Consider the following 19,790-nt stretch of genomic DNA (forward strand, 5'->3'; position numbering starts at 1 on the left):
AATCAAATCACCTTCGCTTCATTTTTCAGTTTATTGAGTAATTCATCCACGCTGGAGACGCGGATACCACTTTCACGTTGCGCAGGGGCAACAACGGAAACCGTGGTTAAGCGCGGACGAGTATCAATGTCATAATCTGCGGCAGAGACCACATCCAGCGGTTTACGTTTCGCTTTCATGATGTTGGGCAGCGAGGCATAACGGGGTTCATTCAGGCGCAGGTCGGTGGTGATGATGGCAGGCAATATCAGCGAGAGCGTCTGTAGGCCGCCGTCAATTTCACGGGTAACCGCCACGCTCTTCTCCACGATGTTGACCTCAGAAGCGAAGGTACCCTGCGGATAGCCGGTGAGCGCCGCCAGCATCTGGCCGGTCTGGTTGGCATCGGAATCGATCGCCTGTTTGCCCAGAATCACCAGCTCTGGCTGTTCCTGTCTGACCACTGCCGCCAGCAGTTTTGCCACCGCCAGAGACTCCAGCCCCTCTTCCGCTTCCACTAAAATGGCACGATCGGCACCGAGAGCCAGAGCAGCGCGCAGTTGTTCCTGGCAGGCCTGGCTTCCTACCGAGACCACCACGACCTCGTCGGCGTACCCTTTCTCTTTCTGACGAATCGCCTCTTCCACAGCAATTTCGCAGAACGGATTCATCGACATCTTCAGGTTGGTAGTCTCAACCCCAGTCTGGCTGGCATTGACCGAAATTTTTACGTTGTAATCAACAACGCGCTTCACTGCGACCAAAATTTTCATCTTTGCGTCACTCATGTTGTAACCATTAAGGCTGAATGTAAGAAGTTTTCACCGAGGTATAAAATTCGATGGCATAACGACCTTGCTCACGCGGGCCAAAACTGGATGCTTTACGGCCACCAAAAGGAACATGCGGATCGACACCTGCCGTGGGCGCATTCACCATCACCATCCCCGCCTGGGAGTGGCGCTTAAATGCGGCGGCATGTTTCAGGGAGCGTGTCACAATCCCCGAAGAGAGGCCGAAGCGAGTGTTATTGGCAATCGCCAGCGCCTCATCAAAATCTGCCGCCGGGATCACCGAAGCCACCGGACCAAACACTTCGTCCTGATTGATCTTCATGTCATTGTGGGTGGCGATCAGCAGGGCTGGCGACATGTAGAAACCCGGTGTCGCCAGGTCAAGACGCTCACCGCCGTAAATCAGTTCGGCGCCCTCTGCGCGAGCGCTGTGTACATGGCTGAAATTACTTTCCAGCTGACGCAGGTCAACCACCGGGCCGATATGGGTTTGCGGGTCCAGCGCATGTCCGACGTTGATCGCTTTCATGCGGCTGACGAGACGCTCGACAAATTGATCGTGAATGCCTGACTGAACAATCAGCCGTGAAGATGCGGTGCAGCGCTGCCCGGTGGCGAAGAACGAACCGTCCAGCGCACACTCAACGGCGATATCAATGTCCGCGTCATCCATCACCACCAGTGGGTTTTTACCCCCCATTTCCAACTGGCAACGAATCATGCGTGAGGCGGCAATCTGCGCGATGTTTTCACCTACGCCCTGTGAACCGGTGAAGGAGATGGCATCAATGCCCGGATGTTCAATCAGTGCCTGTCCGACGACGGAACCTTTGCCCAGCACCAGGTTAAACACCCCGTCCGGCAAGCCAGCCCGATGCAGAATATCCGCCAGCACTTGCGCACTAGCCGGCACCAGCTCAGCAGGCTTGATCACCACACAGTTACCAAAGGCCAGCGCAGGTGCGGTTTTCCATGCCGGAATCGCAATCGGGAAGTTCCATGGCGTAATCATGCCAATGACGCCCACGGCTTCACGGGTAATTTCCACCGTCATACCTGGACGGGTTGAGTCCAGCACTTCACCCGGGATGCGCAGGGCTTCACCGGCCATAAACTTAAAGATTTCACCGGCGCGAATCACCTCGCCAGTGGCTTCACGCAGGGTCTTGCCCTCTTCACTTGCCAGCAGGCGTCCCAGTTCGTCACGGCGCGCCAGAATTTCGTTGCCGGTCACATCTAAAATACGGCTACGCAATTGAATGGGGCTGGTAGACCACGCAGGGAAAGCCTCGCGCGCTGCCGCCACAGCCTGATTCACATGTTCAATGCCTGACTGGGCCGCCAGACCAAGCAGGTCTTTGGTGTCTGAAGGATTAACGTTATGTGTCGTCGCTTCAGTGCCTACCCACTTTCCACCGATGAAGCTCTTGTATGATTCCATCTCGAGGTTCTCATTCATCTGTTGTGCGGTAATAAGATGTCTGACAACTTATCGCATCTCTTAATTACGCGCAATTTGATCGTTACGGATATGTAAAATCGTTATTGATTAATTTGACGCAGGTCTTATTTTGCTCAACGCGATATTTTAATTCATTGATTTAACTGAATTTAAAAAATCCGCATCTGAAAATTGCCGTTTAGCCATAACGCTGGCTTATTACCCGAACGGCCATAGCAGCAAAATAACAGGTAAAAAGAACGTCTTGAGGCAGTGACAACATCGTTACTGCCTCTTCTTCTTACCTTAACGGTCGCGCAGTGCTGACAGTGTGGTGTTATGGGAGATGATCTCTTTTTCCAGTTTGATTTCGATCACCGCAGGCTTGTTCGCTGAGCGCGCTCGTTCAAATGCGGCGGCAAAGGCTTCCGTGTGAGTGACCAACTCGGCATGCGCGCCGTAGGCTTGCGCCAGAGCACAGAAGTCTGGGTTCTGTAATTCTGTCGCCACCACCCGACGGGGGTATTCACGTTCCTGGTGCATACGGATGGTGCCAAACATGCTGTTATTCACCACGATAACAATGATGTTGGCACCGTATTGCGCGGCCGTGGCCAGCTCCTGGCCATTCATCATAAAACAGCCATCCCCGGCGAAAGCAATCACGGTACGCTCAGGGGCGATCAGTTTTGCTGCCACCGCGGCTGGCGTGCCGTAACCCATCGCCCCATTGGTCGGTGCCAGTTGACTACGCACTTTGTGGAAGCGCCAGAAGCGGTGGATCCATCCCGTGTAGTTACCTGCGCCATTACAGACGATGGTGTCTTCAGGCACATTGCGGTTGAGCCAGTCGATAATCTGTGCCATTTGCACATCACCTGCGACGGTAATCGGCTGGTTCCATGCGTTAAACGCCGCCCGGGCCTGACGCGTCTGCTGCTGCCATACCGGCGTACGCGTGGGTTTCGTCTCGCTGAGTGCCGCAACGACTGCTGCAGGAGCCGCATTAATTGCGACTTCGGCGTGATAGACGCTACCCAACTCTTCCGCGCTGGCGTGAATATGGATTAAACGCTGTTGCGGCTGCGGAATAGTAATCAGTGAATAGCCTCGGGTGGTCATCTCACCCAGACGAGCACCAATCACCAACAGCAGATCCGCCTGTTTGACCTGCTCAGTCAACGCCGGGCTGATGCCAATGCCCAGGTCACCCACATAACCTGCGTGATCGTTATCGATATAGTCCTGGCAGCGGAAGGAGTTGGCCACCGGCAGTTGCCAGGTTTCCGCAAATTTTTCCAGCTGCTGACGCGTGGTTTCGCTCCAGCCGCTGCCGCCAACAATCACTAACGGGCGCTCGGCGGTTTCCAGGGCATCACTAATGCGCTGAACGTCAGCTGTGCCGGGCAACGTGACAACCGGAGTCCATGCCGGGAGATCGGCGACCGGTGTTTCATCGGTCAACATATCTTCTGGCAGTACCAGAACCACTGGCCCTGGACGTCCCGCCGTAGCCGTAGCCCAGGCGCGATTGACATATTCCGGTATGCGGGAGGCATCTTCGATTTGCGCAACCCATTTGGCGACTTCACCAAACATGCGGCGATAGTCGATCTCCTGGAAGGCTTCGCGATCCATATCCTGACGCGCGACCTGGCCGATCAGCAGAATCATCGGCGTCGAATCCTGACGGGCAACGTGCAACCCACAGCTCGCGTTAGTGGCACCTGGCCCACGGGTAACAAAGCAGATACCCGGTTTTCCCGTCAGCTTGCCGTAGGCGTCAGCCATGTAGGCTGCGCCTCCTTCATTACGACAAACATGCAGAGCCACTTCCGGCGTATCATGTAAGGCATCCAGCGCCGCGAGATAGCTTTCACCCGGAACGCAGAACACGCGGTCCATGCCGTTATTACGCAGAGCATCAATCAGGACACGACCGCCATTACGCGCGGGCGCGGTAGAATTCATTGCAGATTTCATGGTTGTGCTCCGGACTAGATAATTAACTTTTCAAGGAACGGCGTCTGAGTGGCGATACGCTCGTAGCCCAGTGGCGAGAGATCCAGCGAACGGTATTCACCGTAGGTGATCAACTCCGCCAGACCACGGCCTACTGCCGGAGACTGTTGTAAACCATGGCCGCTGTAGCCGTTGGCAAACAAGAAGTTTTTCACATGGGTATGCGGACCAATAATGGCGTTATGATCGAGGGTGTTGTAGTCATAATGACCGGCCCAGGAGTTGACGACTTTGATGGCTTCAAAGGCCGGAACGCGCTCTGCCAGCGGCAACCAGATACGTTCTTCAAACTCAGAGTGGATCACGTCAAAATCATTGAAATCGACATCCGGATCCGGCGTAGGCTCCAGGGTACTCAGGAAGTAGCGCCCTTCCGGACGACAGAAAATTCCGGTCGGGTCGATAATAGCGGGCATTTTATCGGCCACTTTTTCCCGACAGTCAAAGACAAAAATGCAGCGCTTACGCGGTACGACCGGAATCGATAAGTCAGCCATTTCGCAGACTTTGCTGGCGCGCGTGCCCGCTGCATTTAACACATAGCCGCAGTTGATCACCTCACCCGAGGCCAGATGTACGCGTTCGATTTTGTCGTCGTTGCGGGTTAAGCCCACCACTTCATCGTGAATGTAGGTAACACCCAGCGAACGCGCTTTTTTACGGAAGCCCTGTAACAGACCAAAGCTGTCGAACCAGCCTTCACCCGATAAGCCCAGACAACCGGCGGCCACGCCTTGCGCATTGATCCAGGGGAAACGCTGCTCGATCTGTTCTGGCGTGAGTAATGCCATTTCAGAACCTAACGCAACCTGCTGTTGGTAATTTTCCGTCAGGATGGCTCTATCCTTTTCACTTACCATGTAGAGATAGCCGTTCTCCTGGAAGCCCAACTCCGGCACATCGCCATCAACAGCACAATAGTCATTAAAGGACTTAATAAATTCAGAGCCGTACTGTGAAATCTTAATATTAATTTCATTGGAAAACTGATGGCGAATAGAACTGGATGATAACGCTGTTGCCGATTTTGCATAGGTTGGATCGCGTTCAATCACCAGCACCGAACCATTAAAATCTGGATTGGCTGCGAGGAAATACGCCGTAGCACTACCAATCACCGCACCACCAATAATCACCACATCATAAGATTTAATATCAGACATGTTCTTTCTCCAGCAAATATTTAGTGGTTATCTTCATAGTGGCCAGCGGCAGGAAAACTGCCCCCGCAATACACGACGGCGATATCTTTTGGATCCGGCACGGTGGTATTGGCCTCCACTTTTTCGCGGAAGACATCCGCGCTGTCCTGCGGCTGGTAGCCGAGGACATTCGCCTGCTGATTGTTCCAGAACTGTTCGCGGTTATCTGACACGCCGTAGACCACGGTGAAGCCAACCCGCGGCACGGTAAGGCTACGCTCGACCATCTGGGCAAAGTCGCGGAAACTCAGCCAGGTGGCTAACATCCGGCGATCTACCGGCTCCTCAAAGGAAGAACCAATACGGATCGAAACCGTTTCGACGCCAAATTTGTCATAGTAATAACGCGCCAAATCTTCGGTAAAGGCTTTACTCAGGCCGTACAGGCTGTCCGGGCGATGCGGCACATCAGAGCCAATCATCGCTTCACGCTCATAAAAACCGATCGCATGGTTAGAGCTGCCGTAAATAATGCGGCTCACGCCATTGCGACGACAGGCTTCATACACGTTGTAACTGCCACGAATATTGGCATGCAAAATATTCTCAAAGGTATTTTCCAGTGGAATGCCGCCTAAATGCACCACTGCATCAACATCACGGGTGATTTCAAGTATTTTGTCGTAATCGCCCTGATCGCACTGAATAATTTCTTCGTTATCTGCGGCCTTGCCCATATCGGCAATATCAGTCAGACGTAATTTATCTGCCAGACCGGCTAATTCTTTTCTTAATACCGAACCAAGACGACCCGCTGCACCGGTAATAAGAATACGTTTAAATCTCGCCATAATAGCTCCACACTTTTTGGAACGGTTGCCTTATACAAGGCAACACGAATTTACGATTAAACCAGTTTGGTGATTGCCGCCGCGAGTTGCTTAACCGCGAGTCTGATCTGTTCTTCAGAGGTGGCAAAAGAGAAACGGACAAAAGGCTCCAGCCCGTAAGCGGCACCGGGCACGCAGGCCACATGTGCTTCGGTCAGGAAATAGGTGGCCACATCCGCATCGTTACGCAGGGTTTTTCCCGCTGGCGTGCTTTTGCCGATTAGCGCTCCACAGTCGGCGAACAGATAAAACGCCCCTTCTGGCGAAAACGCTTTAAGCTGCGGGATGGCCTGCAGTTCAGCTAACATGAGGTCGCGGCGGATCTGGTACTGAATGCGGCAATGCTCAACGAAATCCTGATTGCCACTGATGGCTTCCGCACTGGCAACTTGCGAAATAGAACAGGCATTGGTGGTGCTCTGCGACTGTAGCTTATTCATTACCTGAATTAAGCCTGCGGGCCCGGCTCCGTAACCGATGCGCCAGCCGGTCATGGCATAGCTTTTAGAGACGCCGTTAATGATCAGCGTTCTGTCACGCAGATCGGGACAGGCCTGGCCGAATGAAACGAATTCTGTGCCTTCAAACACAATTTTTTCATAGATTTCATCCGACATAACCAGCAAGTTGCTGAATGGACGCACCACATCACCAATCATGCGGAAATCTGCCTGACTTAACACCGCACCTGAAGGGTTTGACGGTGTATTCAGCATGATCCAGCGCGTTTTTTCATTGATGGCCGCCGCCAGATCTTCCCGCGTCGGACGAAAATCATTTTCCGCACGGCAGGTGACAATGCGCGGCACACCGCCGTGCAGTTTAATCAGGTCCGGGTAGGAGACGAAATAAGGGGCCAAAATCACCACTTCATCGCCCTCTTCGAGCGTGCCCATCAGCGCATTAAAAATAATCTGCTTGGCACCGTTACCCACCGTGATTTCATCTGCGGTGTAGGTTAATCCGTTGTCTTGTGCCAGCTTCTGAACAATCACCTCTTTCAGCTCTGGCATGCCCGCTGACGCGGTATAGCGTGTTTTGCCCGTCTGCATCCCCTGAATCGCGGCAGAAATAATATTCTGCGGCGTATCGAAGTCAGGCTCACCAAGACTAAGGTCGACCACATTAATGCCCTGACGCGTCATCTCTTTCGCTGCCTGCGACACCGCCATACTGGGCGATGACTGAATGCGGGAAAGTCGTTCTGATTGATAGTTCATCATCTTCGCTCACTGTTATTCTGCCGCCGTTAGCGGGCGTTAGAAGAGTATCCGTAGAGTTCCTGGGCTTCGGCTTCGGTGATAAAGCCATATTCGATATCGCGCTGCACTAAAGCGCGGTCGCGTTGCCGCGGGTCGCCATGACCGCCGCCGCCTGGCAGCTCGAGCACCAGCGCGTTGCCTTGTGGCACCAGCTGTGTGCCTTTCGCTTTTAACAGCGTGCCATCGGCCAGTGAAACGCGTCCTGCGCCACCACTCAGCCCACCCTCGCGTCCGCGTGCCGGATAAAGCACACGGTCAAACATCGCGTTGAAACGGAACTCAAAGCCTTCATTCGGCGCGATTTCCATAATCTGACCCAGACCACCGCGATACTTACCCGCGCCGCCTGAACCAGGACGCAGCTCTTTACGCCAGATAGTGATCGGGCCGACATGCTCTGAGGCTTCTACCGGCATAGTGTGTACACCGCTCGGGAAAGCGGTTGAACTCAGGCCATCGAACTGCGCCCGCGCACCGGTGCCACCGCTGTTAAACATTAAAATTTCTGCATTCAGCGCAGGGTCGGCGTTTTCATCTGTCGGGCGCGCGCTGACATGCAGGTTCCACAAACAACCAGAGCCTTCCGCCGGCACATCAATGCCCGCCAGTTTTTGCAGCGCACCGAGTACCAGGTCCGGAACAAAGTGACCCAGCACATGACGCACCGAAACCGGAGCAGGACGACGCGCATTAAGGATGCAGTTATCTGGCGCTTTCACCTTGAAGGCCGCCAGCGAAGCTTCGTTATTGGGGATTTCCGGGGCCAGCGCGCATTTCAGGCCATAACAGGCGTAGGCTTTGGTGTAGATCAGCGGGACGTTGATACCAAACTTGCTGGCACCCGATGTGCCTGCGAAATCGGCCATGATCGTGCCATCTTCCACCGTCAGAGTGACGGCCAGCGTGACAGGCTCATCGTAGCCATCCAGCGTCATGCTATTCGAAGCCGTTGCTCCGGCGGGTAACTGCGCCAGACGTTCGGCAGTGGCCGCCGCACTGTTGCTGAAAATAAATTCGGCCAGTTCCTGTAAATCATCCAGTGCAAACTCATCCATCATATCCAGCAGGCGGCGCGCGCCCACCGCGTTACAGGCCGACAGCGAGAAGATATCGCCAATCACCTGATCGGCCTCACGCACGTTATTGCGCAAAATGCTGATGAGAACCCGGTTAGTTTCTCCCTGATCAAACAGCTTCAGCAGGGGGATAAACAGGCCTTCTTCATACAGCTCACGCGAATCGGGGCCAAAGCCACGCCCGCCGATATCAACAACGTGTGCTGTACAGGCGAAGAAGCCAATCAATTTCTGATGACGGAAAGTCGGGGTGACAATGGTAATGTCGTGCAGGTGCCCGGTGCCTTTCCAGGGGTCGTTGGTGATATAAACATCCTCTTCCAGAATGTTATTCGGGCCAAATTCCTTAATGAAGTGTGCAACGGATTCCGCCATGGTATTCACGTGGCCCGGCGTTCCGGTAACGGCCTGCGCGATCATTCGACCGTGAATGTCGAATACCCCGGCGGACAAATCCCCTGCTTCTCGCACGCTCGGGCAAAATGCCGTGCGGATCAGCGTCATGGCCTGCTCTTCAACCACGGAAATAAGGCGATTCCACATCACCTGTTGCTGTACTTTTGCTAACGTCTGATTGGTCATGGTAATAATCCTGATAGCCGGGCTTAATTCAGCAGGTTTTTTTTCTGCACCAGCAGGCTGCCATCGTTCTGCACAATGACATCGAAGCTGGAAGTGACGATGGTGGAAGTTTCGCGTTCAACGACGATAGCCGGGCCGCTGACACGCTGTCCGGGACGCAGGCTTTCACGTTCACAGATTTGTGCATCGACATAGTCCCCCAGCGCCGCATCAAACAGTGGGCGGATCAGCGTACTGTGCGTAGCGGTAACTGCCTGAAGCGGATCCACTTTTTCAACCGGCGGCAGTTGTGAACTGGCTTTGACGGTCCAGCTGATGATTTCGATCGGCAACCCTTCAATCGGACGACCAAAGAACTGGGTATAAGCCTGCTCAAACAGTTGGGCAAAGGTTTCGCGCTGCGCATCCTGATAGGGACCTTCTGGCAGCTCGATGGGGATCTCCCAACCCTGGCCCTGATAGCGCATATAAGCACGACGCTCCCAGATGATGGTTTGATCGCGCGCACCCTCTTCCAGCACCTGCGCGGCGCTCGCGGCCAGTTCATTCAGCGTGGCGTTTACCTGGCTCATGTCACACAGGTCGAGGCGCATAAAAGCGCTTTTAACCACTTCGTAGCCAAACGGCGCTTTGAGGAAGCCCACCGCCGAACCGACACCGGCACTGCGTGGGATCAGCAGGCGGTCAATGCCGAGTTTTTCGCACAGGCGAGAAGCATGTACCGGCGCAGCACCACCGAAGGCGATCATGGTAAAGGCCTCCAGCGCTTTGCCGTTTTCTACCGCGTGAGCACGCGCCGCATTGGCCATGTTTTCATCCACCACTTCACTGATACCGAAAGCGGCCAGCGATGGCGTCAGTGCCAGCTTCTCACCCACGGCGTCATTCAAGGCAGCTTCAGCCGCGGCAGTGCTTAACCTGATGGCTCCCCCGGCGAAGTTATCCGCATCCAGACGACCCAGGATTAAATCGGCATCCGTTACTGCTGGACGTTTACCGCCACGCTGATAACAAGCCGGCCCCGGCTCTGAAGCCGCACTTTCAGGCCCGACGCGGATCTGGTTCATGCTGTCGACGCTGGCTAACGAGCCACCACCGGCCCCGATCTCAACCATTTCGATTACCGGGATTGAAATTGGCATGCCGCTGCCCTTTTTAAAACGGTAGCTGCGGTCGACTTCAAATGTTTTTGCCGTCTTCGGGCGACCCTGCTCGATCAGACAGATTTTTGCGGTGGTACCACCCATATCAAACGAGATAACCGAATCGAGACTGAAACGGTTGGCAATATCAGCGGCAAACATGGCTCCGCCTGCCGGGCCAGATTCCATCAGACGTACCGGGAAGGCCGCAGCGTTCTGCACGCTGATGATGCCGCCGCCGGAGTGGATCATAAACACCGGGCAGGCGATCCCGGTCTCTTTCAGACGATCAACCAGCGAGTGAAGATAAGACTCCATGACCGGACGGACATAGGCGTTGGCGCAGACGGTGTTGAAACGCTCGTACTCGCGCATTTGCGGTGAAACTTCAGATGAAATGCTGACCGAGAGTGAGGGATTACGGCGCAGCAGGATATCGCGCACCCGAGCTTCATGTTCACCGTTCAGGTAGCTGTGCATAAAGCCAATTGCCACGCTGGTGTAACCGCCCTGCTCGATGACGCTGGCCAGCGTCTCTGCTTCATCCAGATCCAGTGCTTTCAGCACCTGACCTTTGGAACCCACACGTTCGTTCAGAGTGTAACGATCGGGACGCGCAATCAGCGGTTTAGGCAAGGTGATATTGAGATCGTACTGCTCAAAGCGGTTCTCAGTACGCATTTCTAATACGTCCCGGAAACCTTCTGTCGTAATAAAGGCGGTTTTAGCACCACGACGTTCAATCAGTGCGTTGGTTGCCAGCGTGGTGCCGTGGATCACCATGTCGATATCACTGAGGTGAATATCGGCATCTTTTACCACCGTCAGAATACCGTCCAGAATAGCCTGCTCGGGGGCTGAGTAATTGGTTAATAACTTCGTCGAGAAAATTTGCGTGCCAATTTCCAGCGCAATATCGGTGAAGGTTCCCCCAATATCGACCCCAATCCGCACCGCCTGCTTTGTATTATTACGTTCGATCATTTCTCATATCCAGTTTCATCAGACCAGCTGGTTAACAGCATGGTGAAGTATCGGTAAGTGCCAGCTCACACTCGGTTTGAGTCACTACGAAACTACATTGTCACATCCTTATAACATGAGATAAGATGTCTGACAACTGACGTCATGATAGGGTTTTCTTATCGATCACAGTTTTGCGAAAAAAAATTATTTTTCATTTAACAGCCTGATAAATCGTGTTTTTTATTCAATTCAGCATTATTCAAATTCCAACCCCGACTCTGAAACAGGTTGTGCCGCCGCTTCATACGGTTGAAATCCGGGTGCAAATACCGGGTGCAATCACGTGAGGTGTGATCTGCACTCCATTTAGGTGAGCAAATTAACAATGATTCCAGGACTTAATGACGTACCCGGCATTCCCCCTGAAACAAAGCGCTTTCTTGCGGAACTTCGCGTGCGGGGTTTTAGCGGTGATATTGCGGATCAATACAGTGACAGGCTGACTCTCGCCACGGATAACAGTATTTATCAGTGTTTGCCGGAAGCGTTATTATTCCCACGCCATAGCGCTGATATCGAATTACTGACCCGTGTGGCAGATGAGTCCTTCCCTACCATCACTTTCACGCCTCGCGGTGGAGGCACCGGCACCAACGGTCAGTCGCTCAACCATAATGTCATCGTTGATTTATCCCGCTATATGAATCACATCATCGAAATCAATATCGAAGAGAGGTGGGTGATCGCGCAGGCGGGCGTGGTGAAAGACCAGTTAAATGACTATCTCAAACCGTTTGGCTTCTTTTTTTCGCCTGAATTATCTACCAGTAACCGTGCCACCCTCGGAGGAATGATCAATACCGACGCTTCAGGCCAGGGATCGCTGGTCTATGGTAAAACCTCCGATCACGTCATCGGCATCTCCGCCGTGCTGGTGAATGGTGATGCGATTGAGACGGGCCCGATGTCAGCGGCAGAAGCCACCACGCGGGGAATGGCCAGCAGCCGCGAAGGCCATATTTATCGTACCGTGGTGGAGCGCTGTCGTACCCAACGCGCCCTGATCCTGGAAAAATTTCCCCAACTCAACCGCTTTCTGACCGGGTATGACCTGCGGCATGTGTATAACGATGACTTAACGGAGTTTAATCTCAGCCGTATTCTGGCCGGGTCCGAAGGCTCGCTGGCTTTGATCACCGCCGCAAAGCTCAATATCACCCCGATTCCGCAGGTCAGACGCCTGATTAACGTCAAGTATGATTCGTTTGATGCGGCGTTGCGCAATGCGACCTTCATGGTAGAGGCCAATGCGCTCTCTGTGGAAACTGTAGATTCGACCGTGCTGAATCTGGCGCGCGAAGATATTGTCTGGCACTCGGTGAGTGAATTGATCACTGATATTCCCGGCCAGCAGCTGCTCGGCCTCAATATGGTTGAGTTCGCCGGGGACGATAAAGAGGAGATTAATCAGCGTGTGGCAGTGATGTGCGAGCGTCTTAATCAGTTTATTACTGCCCAGCAGGCCGGGGTGATTGGCTGGCAACTCTGCACCGAAGTGGACGAAATCGAACGTATTTACGCCATGCGTAAAAAAGCCGTGGGTTTGCTCGGCAATGCCCGTGGACGTGGTAAGCCGGTGGCTTTTGTCGAAGATACCTGCGTACCACCGGAAAAACTGGCGGATTACATCGCAGAATTCAGGGCATTGCTCGACAGACATGAACTGCGTTATGGCATGTTTGGTCATGTGGACGCTGGCGTTTTACATGTCCGACCGGCACTGGATCTGACCGATCCCCGACACGAAATACTGCACAAACATATCTCTGATGAAGTCGTGGCGCTGACCGGGAAATATGGCGGGCTGCTCTGGGGCGAACACGGTAAAGGTTTCCGCGCCGAATACAGTCCGGAATTTTTCGGGCCTGAGCTGTATCAGGAACTCAGGGGCATTAAAACCGCTTTCGACCCGCTCAATCGTCTTAATCCCGGCAAGATATGCCCGCCACTCCAGACTGATGATCGCGCGATGTTTCGTGTCGATGCGGTAAAACGCGGGACTTACGATCGGCAGATCCCGGTGAACATCCGTACCGACTGGCGTGGGCCGTTAGAATGCAACGGCAATGGACTGTGTTTCAACTACGATACCTTTAGCCCGATGTGCCCTTCCTGGAAAATTACGCAAAATCGCCTTCACTCCCCGAAAGGCCGCGCCACAATGGTAAGAGAGTGGCTACGTCTGCTGGCGGAGAAAAACGTCGATCCGGCAACAGTGGAGACGTCCCGTCCGGGGTTTATGCTGCGCTTACACCACACGCTGGCCGCCAAAAGGGGGCGTTATGACTTTTCTCATGAGGTCAAAGCGGCGATGTCAGGCTGCCTCGCCTGTAAAGCGTGTTCCACCCAGTGTCCGGTAAAAATAGACGTTCCCGACTTCCGCTCACGCTTTTTACAGCTTTACCATACGCGCTATCTGCGCCCCCTGCGCGATCATATTGTCGCCGCAGTAGAGAGCTACACCCCGCTACTCGCCCGGATCCCGCGTTTGACCAACCTGTTCCTGCGCAGAAAACTCGTTCATCAGATAGTCAGTAAAACCACGGGAATGGTTGATCTCCCGCTGTTGTCCGTGCCGACATTAAAGCAGCGTGTCGCATCACATCCCACGGCACTGACGCCTGTAAACCGGCTGCTCCAGCTCGATGAACAGCAGAGAAAACAGTACGTGGTGTTGATTCAGGATCCTTTTACCAGTTTTTATGATGCGAAGGTGGTTGAAGATGCGGTTAAGCTGATTACGCATTTAGGTTTCCACCCGGTTATCCTGCCCTTCACGCCTAATGGCAAAGCGCAACATGTGAAAGGGTTTTTACAGCGTTTTGCTCACACCGCCGGCTTGACCTCGGAGCGTTTGAATCAGATTGCCCGGTTGAATATTCCGATGGTGGGCGTTGACCCAGCGCTGGTGCTCTGTTTTCGCGACGAATACCAACGAGTGCTGGGCGACCAGCGCGGCCATTTTACCGTGGCGCTGATGCATGAGTGGCTGCGCAGCGTGCCGTTTCAACCCGCCGTCGTGCAACCGAAATCCCCGCCATGGTATCTGTTTACCCACTGCACTGAAGCCACGGCGCTACCAGGATCGGCTCAGGAGTGGGCCGTGATATTCGCCCATTTTGGCGCACGGTTGGAAGCGGTAAACCTCGGGTGTTGCGGCATGGCCGGAACCTATGGCCATGAGCGGATTAACCTGGAAAACTCGCGCGGTATTTATTCGCTCTCCTGGCAACGCAAGCTGGAAAGTCTGCCTGCAGAGCGTTGTCTAAGCACCGGCTACTCCTGCCGCAGCCAGGTGAAGCGATTTGCTCACACCACGTTGCTTCATCCGCTACAGGCGCTGCTGGAAATTGTCGCCGCGCAGTCCGGGGGACAGGCGTAATTTTCCAAGCCATAAACGGTTTTCCCTGCCCCAATGAAGGGGGCATATCCACGCCCCCTCAGGCAACAGTGTTGGCAGTGTTGGCAGTGTTGGCAGTGTTGGCAGTGTTGGCAGTGTTGGCAGTGTTGGCAGTGTTGGCAGTGTTGGCAGTGAGTGAAAATAACGAAAACACACCAGACAAAATCACCCGCAACATCATGAACCGTATAGGGTTTTTATAAATTTTCAGGCTGAAAATCGCCAGATTTTCACATGAAAAGAGATATGAATCGTGAAAGAGTGTTGGGCGGTTCTGCTGGAGGACGATTGGCACCTGAGGAGTATGTCTGGATCCAAAGCCGTTACATATCCAGAATGCCCTTACTCGACACTCCCCACTCGACACTCCTCACTCCTCACTCCTCACTCCTCACTCCTCACTCCTCACTCCTCACTCCTCACTCCTCACTCCTCACTCCTCACTCCGGGTTTATCGCACCTGCCCGGTACAGGCAACCACTCAGTGAGAATTTGACGCGGGGAGTCTCAAGAGTGATGATGGTGTGTGTTCCAGGCACCGGTGATTTTACCGTGCAGAGCACGATGCAATTCTCGCAGAACGAAATGAGAAATGCGCTACACATTCAAGGAGAGAAGCATGCCGTTTTTAGGGTTTATCAGCGCGCAGGCCTGTCGACACTGGCAAGATGCATCACCGTTTTTACCGATATTCAGCTTTCATGAAAAACATCAATCAGCCCCACTCAACGCCCTACCCGAGTCAATTATTCACGCAGTGCAGACATTGGATATGCACGAAGACCCGCTGATTAAGCATTTACTGGCGCTGCGTCAACTACCGGATCGGCTACGCCGCAGAATAGCACCCGCCCCATCCTTTAGCCTGGACAGCTTTACTTTGCTGCATCAGGACAGCGACGAACTCTCTTTTGGGCTGGTTGGCCGCTTCTGGCAGTCAGCGCTGATGTTTCCCAAACCAGAGGATGCCCAACAATTTCTCCAGTTCGCTGACCCGAATGCTGCCAAGCTGGTGCTGCGTTTTAAGGTCATCACCGATTCCGCTGGAGAAACTCGCTTATGCACTGAAACCTTTGTCTACTGTCCCACACCGGGAGTAAAAGCACGCTTTAGCTGCTACTGGCTGCTTATACGCCCAGCCAGCGGTTGGATCAGACGCCGTACACTGCGTCTGGTACAGCGTAAGCTGGCAGTAGAGGTTTCATCACCAGAAACGTGATCGCTTCCTGCCCTACCCTAAATTTACGGCACCGTAAACCAGAGGTGAAAATCGATGGAAATTCGTGAAAACACACCAGAAGAAAACACCCATAACATAATGAATAATATGTATTTTTCTAAAATTTTCAGGCTTAAAATCGCCATTTTTTCACGTTGTTTTACCACAACATTCCAGTTACTCAGTTCCTGAGAGGGTGCCAATAATGCTGATCTATAACGTCTTTGGACGACATATTGGGATAAAACGTGAGGGTGAACGCTGGCTGGTCTTCCGTGCAGATCTGACGGAACGAAAATTTTCCCGGCTTTATGACATCGTTATTCCCGACGCGATGGCAGAGGAAGAGATACCAGGCTGGCTGGGCGATATTTTTCATGAGGCCGCAAGCGCGCGTCATCCTGATGTGGAACGCATCGAATAAGACATGTATACGTATCTGTCGGCAACGGCGATTTTACATCTTGTCTTTTAAAGCATGGCCGGATCGTTTTAATGTGTATTTACTTAAACTTCTCCAGAAGCAGGACCGGTTTATCATAAGTGGCATTACACCATTGATGTTTTTTACTTACGGCCTGAGGAACCTTGTCCATGTGACTCACAGCTTTAAATCCCATTGAACCATAAAAGCCTTCTAACTCAGCAAAAGGCAGGCAGTAAAGAACGGTGCTCTCAGCATTTCTGATAAGAAATTCCACTATTGTACGGGCGATTCCTAACCCCTCATTTCCCGGGAAAACGTAAATTCCACCGAGTTCGCTGCTATCAGCGTCTACTTTTGTGACTCTGCCTTGCCCAGCAATTCTCTCGCCACGATATGCCAAGACGATAAGCTCTCCTTTATTTGAAGGCACAAAACCGACTTCAGCGTAACTCTCGTTCACAGTTGCCATGTCGTTGGGCGTGGCTAATCGCAATAAAATTTCCATCATTAATCCTGTACGATATTTTTAACTTCAAGAATGAATATAAGGTCGTGAACAAGGGCTGCTTTAAAAATGTCAACGTGTGATATGGAGCTGTAGCAAAGATGCCCGTTCCTGGCACAGGGCGAACGGCTGATGGAGATGAGGCTCCGCTGTGAGCAAGGAACAGATATTAATCTTTAAGCATGTCCTCAAAGGCCAGGCTCCACGATAAAACCTCAACCGATGCTCGCAAGCCATAGACCCAAAAAGGGTCTTCAGAAAATATAGATAAAGCCTCTTCTTGATGCTTCGCCTTTACGATCCATAGCGCTCCGACGGGTTGATCGTTATGTTCTTCACGCAGTGAACCAGCTGCAAGGACTATTCCTTGTTTTTGCTTTAACCACTCTAGATGCGAATTGAGATATTGTTTTCTGACATTATATTCACCTGGGTGATCGGTGAACCTTATTGCGAAAAGCATTTCTCCTCCTTTAGCGGCATTATAGTTGGCGATCCCTGGAGGATAATAAGCATCGAATATGGCTTTTTGGTCAAGCGATAACATCCACTTTTGCACATAACAAATCTTGCCCCTGAACTGACACCTGTTAAGAGAGTACGCTTTCTCTGGAGTGATTGCCTGGTTTTGAACCTGAAAACAGAGAAAACCCACCAAGAAGAAATCCACATATCTATTTGAAATATATAATAAAAAATGAATTTTTCAGGCTGAAAAACACCATGTTTCGCATCCCTTTACGGTAATTGAACACGATTGCCCTGTGGGATGATGCCTACAGGTCTGAGATCAATGCTTTAATCTTTTCTGCTTTCTCGAAATGGTCTAGTTTCATATCCCTAATCCACCACTGGGCCACCTCCATCAACAACTCAGGATCGTCATTTTTGTTGGCAAAGAACGCATAAAAAGATAAGCCTACATTGCTGCCTTTTTGCCTGATTTTGGCTTCACAAATACGGATAATTTTTTCCTTCATTTCTGGCCGCAGATCATTTCCTTGTTGATAGAGGGATCGCTGGTTTCTGTTTACACTAAAGTTCGAGGTTATTTTTACACAGATATTCTCGTTATCAGCAGCTTCATAGCTTTCACGCTACCATCTCAATAGCTAAGGCTAATCTGAAATCGAAATAGCATAATCTTTTGCTTTGATATCCTCTCCGCCGAAGATATGAATGCTCCCGCAAAAATACCTGGTAAACTCATAAACTGCGTCATGCCGAGGGATAATACTTCTTCTCGCAAAGTATCGCCCGAATGATCTTATTTAGCGTTCCAGAGAAAATTTTCACAGTGTGTTTGTGACGTTGGAGTAGGGCAGGGGGTTAAAATCATGCACCCGACATTAAAAGCGTCGCCATGCATTTTTTCACTAACGGTGTGATCTGCATATTTTAAGGTGCTTTTTCAGACTTAAAATGGCTATACACACTTTTATCTGAAATTCCGATATTGGCATTTCTCTCAATAACTGCCAATATAGTGTTCAAAAACCACCCAACAAAAACAACCCTCATAACATATTGATTTTAAATCACTTTAGTAAAATCACTTTGTATCATCATCATCGATAATTCTTAAAAAAAGCCAGTTTTATGTATTTTTACCAAAAAACTGGCTTGTGGAGATTTTTTTAGTAAAATAACGGAAATCATTACTATTGAGGTGCTTATGAAGCGAGATTACGGTGATGTGTTTGATATCGCCAACCGGGCTAACGGAATGCTGCACGGTCTGAGCAGCCACATAGAGCAACAACGCCAGGAATTTAACCAGCAAGGCTACTACTACACCTTCACGCGTAATGCGGTGGCCAACCTGCCGTTGCTCAGTAAGCATGCTGTCGCTGCCGCCATCAGCGAGATGGAAGAGGGCGGTTATGAATTTGGCAGACGGCAAACGGGCAGCACCTCGCAATACGCCATGAGCATCCAAAACGTTGTCGATATTTACAAGCATCGAAAAGTGCCTAAGTATCGCGATAAGCATAAAGAACCGTTTGTTATCTTCGTGGTGAACCTGAAAGGTGGGGTCTCTAAAACGGTTACGACTGTTACCCTGGCACATGGTTTACGAGCCCATCCGGGTTTACTCCACAACGACCTGCGTATTCTGGTTATCGATCTCGACCCCCAGGCTTCAAGCACCATGTTCCTGAGTCATACAAACAGCGTGGGTTCTGTGCTGGAAACTGCTGCCCAGGCGATGCTCAATGACGTCAGCACTGAGCAACTGCGCGAACAGTTTGTGAAGCCAACCGTGATGCCCGGTGTCGATGTTATGCCTGCATCCATTGATGATGGCTTTGTTGCCAGTGACTGGGAGGCCTTAGTCGCGGAGAATCTGCCTGGCGTAGCGCCTTCAGAAGTCCTGCGTCGCAACGTGATTGATCGTCTGGCCGGTGACTATGATTTCATCTTCATCGATACCGGGCCGCATCTGGATGCGTTTATGTTGAACGCCATCGCTGCCAGCGATCTGCTCCTTACCCCAACACCACCTGCACAAGTCGATTTTCACTCGACCATGAAGTATCTGACACGCCTGCCTGAAATGCTCGAACGCATCGAGAATGAAGGCATTGAGCCGCGCCTGAAAGCAAATATCGGTTTCATGTCGAAGATGACCACCAAACATGACCATGTCACCTCCCACAGCTTCGCACGGGAAGTTTTCACCAAGTCGATGCTGGATGCGGTTCTGCCGCGTCTGGATGGCTTTGAACGCTGTGGCGAGTCATTCGATACCGTTATCAGCGCTAATCCCGCGTCTTATCCCGGCAGTGCTGATGCGCTCAGAAAGGCTAAGCAGGAAGCAGAGAACTTCTCACGCGCGGTTTTCGACCGAATTGAATATATCAGGAGTACCAAGTGACCGAT

15 protein-coding genes are annotated in these 19,790 nt (G+C 52.0%); 4 read left to right on the forward strand and 11 right to left on the reverse strand.

The features are described 5' to 3' along the window. Positions 1–2: 2 nt before the first annotated feature. The 8 genes from F3J40_RS07980 to F3J40_RS08015 all read right to left on the reverse strand — a co-directional run bounded on the left by F3J40_RS07980 (position 3) and on the right by F3J40_RS08015 (position 11,314). Complete coding sequence (locus F3J40_RS07980; protein ID WP_167013828.1) at positions 3–752, reverse strand: electron transfer flavoprotein subunit beta/FixA family protein; 750 nt, start codon at positions 750–752, stop codon at positions 3–5. A gap of 25 nt (positions 753–777) precedes the next feature. Next, positions 778–2,214: an aldehyde dehydrogenase family protein gene (locus F3J40_RS07985; protein WP_017345969.1), complete on the reverse strand. Its 1,437-nt coding sequence runs from the start codon at positions 2,212–2,214 to the stop codon at positions 778–780. 306 nt (positions 2,215–2,520) lie between these two features. Continuing rightward, complete coding sequence (locus F3J40_RS07990; RefSeq protein WP_205297247.1) at positions 2,521–4,197, reverse strand: thiamine pyrophosphate-binding protein; 1,677 nt, start codon at positions 4,195–4,197, stop codon at positions 2,521–2,523. 14 nt (positions 4,198–4,211) lie between these two features. Beyond that, a complete protein-coding gene (locus F3J40_RS07995; RefSeq protein ID WP_017345971.1) occupies positions 4,212–5,399 on the reverse strand; it encodes an NAD(P)/FAD-dependent oxidoreductase in 1,188 nt (395 codons plus the stop codon). A 20-nt stretch (positions 5,400–5,419) separates the two neighbouring features. After that, positions 5,420–6,229, reverse strand: a complete 810-nt coding sequence (locus tag F3J40_RS08000; protein ID WP_167013510.1) for an NAD-dependent epimerase/dehydratase family protein — start codon at positions 6,227–6,229, stop codon at positions 5,420–5,422. Between the two features lie 56 nt (positions 6,230–6,285). Then, positions 6,286–7,491, reverse strand: a complete 1,206-nt coding sequence (locus F3J40_RS08005; RefSeq protein ID WP_240155337.1) for a pyridoxal phosphate-dependent aminotransferase — start codon at positions 7,489–7,491, stop codon at positions 6,286–6,288. A 26-nt stretch (positions 7,492–7,517) separates the two neighbouring features. Beyond that, complete coding sequence (locus F3J40_RS08010) at positions 7,518–9,188, reverse strand: hydantoinase B/oxoprolinase family protein (protein WP_167013512.1); 1,671 nt, start codon at positions 9,186–9,188, stop codon at positions 7,518–7,520. A 23-nt stretch (positions 9,189–9,211) separates the two neighbouring features. Continuing rightward, positions 9,212–11,314 carry a hydantoinase/oxoprolinase family protein gene (locus tag F3J40_RS08015; RefSeq protein WP_167013514.1) on the reverse strand — a complete coding sequence of 701 codons (2,103 nt, stop codon included), beginning with the start codon at positions 11,312–11,314 and terminating at the stop codon, positions 9,212–9,214. Positions 11,315–11,681: 367 nt separating this feature from the next. Here F3J40_RS08015 and ydiJ point away from each other — a divergent pair, with 367 nt between their 5' ends. The 3 genes from ydiJ (at position 11,682) to F3J40_RS08030 (ending at position 16,399) form a co-directional block, all read left to right on the forward strand. Further along, on the forward strand, positions 11,682–14,738 hold the full coding sequence (gene ydiJ, locus F3J40_RS08020) for a D-2-hydroxyglutarate dehydrogenase YdiJ (RefSeq protein WP_167013516.1): 3,057 nt from the start codon (positions 11,682–11,684) through the stop codon (positions 14,736–14,738). A 637-nt stretch (positions 14,739–15,375) separates the two neighbouring features. Further along, positions 15,376–15,975 carry a hypothetical protein gene (locus F3J40_RS08025; protein ID WP_167013518.1) on the forward strand — a complete coding sequence of 200 codons (600 nt, stop codon included), beginning with the start codon at positions 15,376–15,378 and terminating at the stop codon, positions 15,973–15,975. 205 nt (positions 15,976–16,180) lie between these two features. After that, entirely contained in the window at positions 16,181–16,399 is a 219-nt protein-coding gene (locus tag F3J40_RS08030) for a DUF7661 family protein (RefSeq protein WP_167013520.1), read from the forward strand. Positions 16,400–16,478: 79 nt separating this feature from the next. Here the strand turns inward: F3J40_RS08030 and F3J40_RS08035 are convergent, their stop codons facing one another. The 3 genes from F3J40_RS08035 to F3J40_RS08045 all read right to left on the reverse strand — a co-directional run bounded on the left by F3J40_RS08035 (position 16,479) and on the right by F3J40_RS08045 (position 17,899). Further along, positions 16,479–16,910, reverse strand: a complete 432-nt coding sequence (locus F3J40_RS08035) for a GNAT family N-acetyltransferase (protein WP_205297248.1) — start codon at positions 16,908–16,910, stop codon at positions 16,479–16,481. A 166-nt stretch (positions 16,911–17,076) separates the two neighbouring features. After that, positions 17,077–17,466 (reverse strand): YciI family protein, encoded by a 390-nt coding sequence (locus F3J40_RS08040; RefSeq protein WP_369410927.1) that lies wholly within the window; start codon positions 17,464–17,466, stop codon positions 17,077–17,079. Positions 17,467–17,683: 217 nt separating this feature from the next. Continuing rightward, positions 17,684–17,899, reverse strand: a complete 216-nt coding sequence (locus F3J40_RS08045) for a DUF6500 family protein (RefSeq protein ID WP_167013833.1) — start codon at positions 17,897–17,899, stop codon at positions 17,684–17,686. Between the two features lie 683 nt (positions 17,900–18,582). Between F3J40_RS08045 and F3J40_RS08050 the strand changes: the two genes are divergently transcribed. Next, positions 18,583–19,785, forward strand: coding sequence for an AAA family ATPase (locus F3J40_RS08050; protein ID WP_017345980.1), 1,203 nt, complete (start codon positions 18,583–18,585; stop codon positions 19,783–19,785). Positions 19,786–19,790: the final 5 nt, after the last annotated feature.

Origin of the sequence: Candidatus Pantoea multigeneris, assembly GCF_011752615.1 — a bacterium.
Taxonomy (GTDB): domain Bacteria; phylum Pseudomonadota; class Gammaproteobacteria; order Enterobacterales; family Enterobacteriaceae; genus Pantoea; species Pantoea multigeneris.